This window comes from Lentimicrobium sp. L6 (assembly GCF_013166655.1).
In the GTDB taxonomy this organism is placed as follows: domain Bacteria; phylum Bacteroidota; class Bacteroidia; order Bacteroidales; family UBA12170; genus UBA12170.
The window spans coordinates 1-5970 of record NZ_JABKCA010000133.1 but is presented as its reverse complement, the minus strand read 5'-3'; the positions used below and the strand labels follow the sequence as shown (position 1 = coordinate 5970).

Here is a 5970-nt window from a genome sequence, read left to right as displayed (position 1 = left end):
CGAATTTAAATCGAAAGCTACCTCCCTTTGGGGAGGTTTAGTTCAACAAAAAATATAGTGCATTTGGCAGATAGTACTAAATATGAAGATGATAGCGATAAATAAACATAGTGCGAAATTGAAAGATTGGAGCGTTGAAATGCCAAACGCACCATATTAAAACCGTTATAAGCAATAATACAAAAATATTAATCAAAAATCAAAAATATGCTAATAGAAAAAGTAAATACTTCGGACATCGCAAATTTTGAAAGCACTTTATTAAAAGTGAATCAACTGGAAGGTATTAACAGCATTTTAATACTCTCTTGCGAAGACAACAATTACACTCCTGAAAATATGGATAAAATACTGACTTCAATAAAAAAACCTGTTTTCGGGGGAATTTTCCCACAATTAATTCACGGTAAAAAAACCATGACAGAAGGCTCTTTAATTATTGGCATGAACCACAAAGCAAAAACACTTGCGGTAAATGTGCCTGAAGCAGACACCGATAGAGAATCTGAATTACTGAAATTTGAGGATCAATTAAGCGACTCTAAAACCATGTTTGTTTTTACCGATGGATTTACATCAGGTATCAGCAGCTTTATTGATGATGTTTTTAGCGTTTTCGGATTGGAGCTAAATTACGTAGGCGGAGGTGCAGGTTCTCTTAAAAAACTCTCATCTTCTCCCTGTTTATTTTCAAATAAAGGGCTGTTACAAAACAAAGCAATGCTAATTGCCTCTGATATCAACAGCGGTATTGGCGTAAACCACGGATGGAACAGTATTTCTCAATCATTTCAGATAACCGAATCAGAAGGTAATGTTATTAAAACCATTGATTGGAAACCCGCTTTTGAAGTGTATAAAAAAATTACCGAAGAACATTCAGGTCAAAAATTTAAACAGGATAATTTTTTCGATATAGCAAAAGCATACCCTTTTGGAATTAATAAACTTAATAACGAAATGATTGTTAGAGATCCAATTGCAAAAACAGAAAATAATGAAATAGTTTGTGTAGGCGAAGTACCGGAAAACTCAATGGTAAATATCCTTAATGGCGACAATGAAAGTCTTATTAATGCTGCACGCCAATCTCACGAAGAGGCAATGAATACTTTCTCAGGCAGAGCGGATAAAAAATCCTTGTTTGTAATGGATTGTATTTCAAGAGTGTTATTTTTGGGGGATGAATTTCAAAAAGAATTAATGACTATGAGTAGTGATGATTCTCCGCTTTTTGGAGCGCTTAGTATAGGTGAAATAGCAAATACAGGAAAAAGCTTTTTAGAGTTTTATAATAAAACTATTATCTCATCCTATCTTGAAGACTAATTAGTGGCTATAAGAAAACGTCAATAACTTCGTTACGCTCGCATTTAAAACCAGTCATTTACAAAAGTAAACTCCTGATTTTAGAATGTAAATTATGTGGAAACTTTTATAGAAATTTAAAGTCACTTTTATGAAAATCAAAAAAAAACCAGATGTTTTGGAAAATTTAGATATACGTAATAAACAAATTAAAATACTTTACGAAATAGACATTTCCATTAGTGTAAAAAATAGCCCTGAGGAAATTTGCAAGAGTAGCCTGACTACAATACTTAAAAAATTGAATTGTTTTACAGGCGCTGTTTTTCTTTACAATGAATTAGAGAATAAAAATCTCAATTACGATAAAGAATACTCAATACCGGCAAAAATTGAAAGCAATAAAGCCATAAACTTTGCTTTAGAACATTTAAGCAAAAACTTTATCGATAAAAATTTATTGTTTAAAAAGCTGCCTCTCACTCTTGAGTTTAACAAAACAGCTTATTGCTATATTGTTTCAATATCAGATATTGGTTTTATGGTTTTTGCCAATCAATCCCAAAAAATTGACTATTTTATTCTCAAGAGCTTACAACAAATATTAATTGGTGTTAGTAATAATTTAAAGTTAATTGAGCAAAAACAAGAATTACAACAATCTGAAAAAACACTAAGCATAAGCAGGAATAAATATAAAGCTATCTTTAATGTTTTTACTGATGTTTATGCCGAAATAAGCATTACGGATGGAACAATCTTAGAGATGACACCATCTATTGAAGCTTTGTCGGGTTATTCGCGCAAAGAAATTATTGGTACAAATATGGCTGATTATTATGCTTATCCTGATGAGCGTGCCAATTTACTCACTGCTCTTAAGCAAAATAATGGAAAACTCAATGATTATGAGGTTTCTTTAGTTAAAAAAAATGGCGATGTAAGCGCAACTTCCTTTTCTATAAAAATAATATATAATGAAAAGGCTAAGCCCTGGAAGATTGTGGGGACAATGCGTGATATCACCAATCGTAAGCAGGCTGAATACGAATTAATAGAAGCCAAGAATGCTGCAGAAAACGCCAATAAAGCAAAAAGTGAGTTTCTGGCAAATATGAGCCACGAAATACGAACACCAATGAACGCTATTTTGGGATTTAGTGAATCTCTTTATCATAAAATGGAAAGCGAACAACAAAAAAAAATGGTGAAATCAATTCTTAACGGTGGTAATTTGCTCATGTCGCTGTTAAATGACATTTTGGATTTATCGAAAATTGAAGCAAGCAGGCTTGAAATATCCTTACAGTCTGTTAATACAATTAATATTATAAATGAAATAAAACTTTTATTTCATGAAAAATTAGAGAAAAAAGGGGTTGCCTTATCTGTCGAAATTGAAGATTCGTTTCCGAAAGCATTAATGCTGGATGAAATTAGAATAAAACAAATTATTTTCAACTTAGTGGGCAATGCTGCAAAATTCACCCTCAAAGGCTATGTAGCAATTAAACTATACTTTGAGCTTACAAATGAAAAAAGTGGAACTATGTCTATTGACGTTATTGATACAGGTATTGGTATTGCAAAAGAGCATGTCCACTTAATTTTTGATGTTTTCCACCAACAGTGGGGACAATCGAGCCGCAAATATGAGGGTGCCGGTTTGGGATTAGCCATATCAAAACGATTGGCAGAAAAGATGAACGGAACAATTACGGTGGAAAGTGAAGAAGGCAAAGGTTCTGTTTTCACGTTAAAAATTCATGATGTAAAGATTTGCAAAGACTTAGTTGAGAAAAGAGAGAGGTATGAAATACAAGAAAATATTATTTTTGAAGAAGCTAGCATTTTAATTGTTGATGATGTAATATCGAATATTAAAATTGTTGAGAGCTTGTTTTCTGATTCCGGTCTGCAATTTATTACTGCGAATAATGGAGAAATAGCTCTGGAAATTCTTACACATACAAGCCCGTCATTAATACTGTTGGATATTCGAATGCCCGGACTAAACGGCTACGAAGTAGCCGAACGAATAAGAGCAAACCCGGCGATTAAACATATTCCAATTGTTGCCTTAACCGCATCGGTTTCGAACAAAGACAATAAGGAATTTGCAGAAAATTTTAATGGATTTTTGTATAAACCTGTTAGCAAAGGCGGATTACAAGTTGAATTAATGAAATATTTGACTTATTCAAAAGTAGAAGGTAAAAAGGAAAAAGAAGATAAAGCAAAAAACACAACTGTTTTATTGTTTGATAACATTCCCGAAAACACAAAAATTAATATCCCCGAATTAGCAAATATACTTGAGGTAGATTTCCTGCCCAAATGGGAAGAAATAAAAGATGGAAATGTATTGTTTGAAATTGAAGACTTTGCAAATGAACTAAAACAAATATCAGGGAAATATAGCGTTGAGTTTTTAACAAATTATTCAGCAATACTTTTAGAGAATATTGAAATGATAAATACAGAAGCATTAGAAAAACAGTTAGCTAATTTTCCTGATATTGTAAAAAGACTAAAAGAATTCACCGTATAAAGAAATTATTATGAAAGATGAAGCGCATATATTAGTGGTTGACGACAATAAGGAAAATCTGAAATTGGTAGGTAGCATCCTTAAAGAAAATGGATATAAAATTGCCGTAGCTCTTGACGGAGAAAGTGCATTAAAAACCTTGAAGAATAATATATTCGAATTAATTCTACTTGATGTAATGATGCCCGGAATTGATGGTTTTGAAGTATGCCGACGAATTAAATCCGATGAAAAACTAAAAGAAATACCCGTAATTTTTCTAACTGCTAAAAATCAAAAAGACGACTTAATTATTGGATTCGATGCCGGAGGCATTGATTATGTTACAAAACCTTTTAATAAGGAAGAATTACTGGCAAGGGTAAGTACACATATAGAATTAAAACAATCCCGTGATAAGTTAATAAAACTCAACGCTACCAAAGATAGATTGTTTTCGATTATTGGGCATGATTTAAGAGGACCAATCGGTACTATGATGCAAATATCAGAAATGATGTCGGACGAAGATGGATTAGACAAAGAAACTCTTTTTATGTTCATAGATTCTCAAAAAAAGCTTTCAAAGAGTACGTTTCAACTTCTCGAAAACTTGTTAAATTGGGCAAAATCTCAACGTAACGAGATAACTTTTGTGCCGGAAAAGATTATGCTAAAAGAAACTGTTTTGTTTGTAACTGATTTATTCAAGGAAATAACGCAAAACAAACAAATTAGCATTGCTGTTAATATTCCACAAGACACAATTGTTTTTGCCGATAAAAATATGTTAATGACTGTTTTACGTAATTTAATTTCAAATGCTATAAAATTTTCTCCAAATGGAAAGCAAATCCGGATATTTGCTACCAAAAATAAAATGGAACATACAATAACAATTAATGACGAGGGGGAAGGAATTACACCGGAAAATTTATCGAAACTCTTTAAAAATACAGAACATATAACCACTTACGGAACTAATGGTGAAAAAGGAAGTGGTTTAGGTCTAATTTTATGCAAAGAATTTGTAGAAAAACACGATGGGAAAATTTGGGCAGAAAGTGAAGTGGGCAAAGGAACTGATTTAAAATTCACTTTACCTTTGTGTAATGTTTGACAAAAATAACGCTTATAACATTGTATATAGTTTATGGCGGGTGAAGTACTAAATATGTGCATTTTAGCATTAAATAAACTTCGGTGCAAGTTGAAATTTTGTGTTTCAAAAACCGCCACAAAACCATATACTACACGTTAGCGGCAAGCGGTAACAGAGAGACGAGATGTCGTCGCGAAATTTGAAAAGTAAAAGAAAAAAAATAATTTGAAGAAGTTAATTGACAATGAAAAAAATAACAATCATATTAAGCGTTCTTTTTTTGGTTTTGATTGGTTGTGGACAAACAACTAAAAAACAGACTGAAACGTTAGACATACAAGATACAATTATAGTAAAAAAGAAAAATGTTTCCCATCAATCGTGGCAGACTGATTTTTATTCAAAATCATATTCTTATTATTGGCTTGTAAGCAAGGACACTTTGGGTGTTATTCTCCGTATTAACGAATATAAAAGCGACACTACATTTTCTTTGCGTGTTTATCATAAAGAGCCTATGCCATTTACAGTTATTATTGAAAAAATAGAAGAATGTATTCCCTTAATCGAAGAAGATTTCAATTTATCAAAACTCACTTCCATAAATTTTGAAGCTCCTATTTTCTATTTAGATTTGGCAAAAAAATTATCGAGCGAATACGAGCAAGAATTTGGGAGAAAAAATGTGAATTATGAAACATTTAATAAATTTTTATTTAAGTCAAGTTTACACTCGCAACTTCGTGATTTTCTTAATCCTCTAAACAAAAAAGTAAGGTATTATGGATTTGAAAAATTCTTTTTAGTAAAAAAAGAACACTATAGTTCGTATTTACCAAATACTGATTTTACTGAATATCCCGAATTTACTTTTAATGCCCACTCAGGAATATCTGTTAGTTTACAAGACAAATAATAATATTGAAACTAATAATGAAACAAGAAGAAAAATTAATAGTGATAAAAACGCCAGCCGCTAACAATTAAGCATCGTTTTCAGCCCTAAGCCGTGGAGCTAAGCATTTACTTA

The 5970-nt window shown here is 31.8% G+C and carries 4 protein-coding genes; all 4 read left to right on the top strand.

Annotated features, from left to right (window positions below; genetic code table 11):
* Positions 1 to 207 precede the first annotated feature (207 nt).
* The 4 genes from HNS38_RS19540 (at position 208) to HNS38_RS19525 (ending at position 5856) form a co-directional block, all read left to right on the top strand.
* Entirely contained in the window at positions 208 to 1329 is a 1122-nt protein-coding gene (locus HNS38_RS19540; protein WP_172284756.1) for an FIST signal transduction protein, read from the top strand.
* Between the two features lie 130 nt (positions 1330 to 1459).
* On the top strand, positions 1460 to 3859 hold the full coding sequence (locus HNS38_RS19535; protein WP_172284757.1) for a PAS domain-containing hybrid sensor histidine kinase/response regulator: 2400 nt from the start codon (positions 1460 to 1462) through the stop codon (positions 3857 to 3859).
* Between the two features lie 10 nt (positions 3860 to 3869).
* Positions 3870 to 4958 carry a hybrid sensor histidine kinase/response regulator gene (locus tag HNS38_RS19530; RefSeq protein ID WP_172284758.1) on the top strand — a complete coding sequence of 363 codons (1089 nt, stop codon included), beginning with the start codon at positions 3870 to 3872 and terminating at the stop codon, positions 4956 to 4958.
* Positions 4959 to 5184: 226 nt separating this feature from the next.
* Positions 5185 to 5856: a hypothetical protein gene (locus tag HNS38_RS19525; protein WP_172284759.1), complete on the top strand. Its 672-nt coding sequence runs from the start codon at positions 5185 to 5187 to the stop codon at positions 5854 to 5856.
* Positions 5857 to 5970 lie beyond the last annotated feature (114 nt).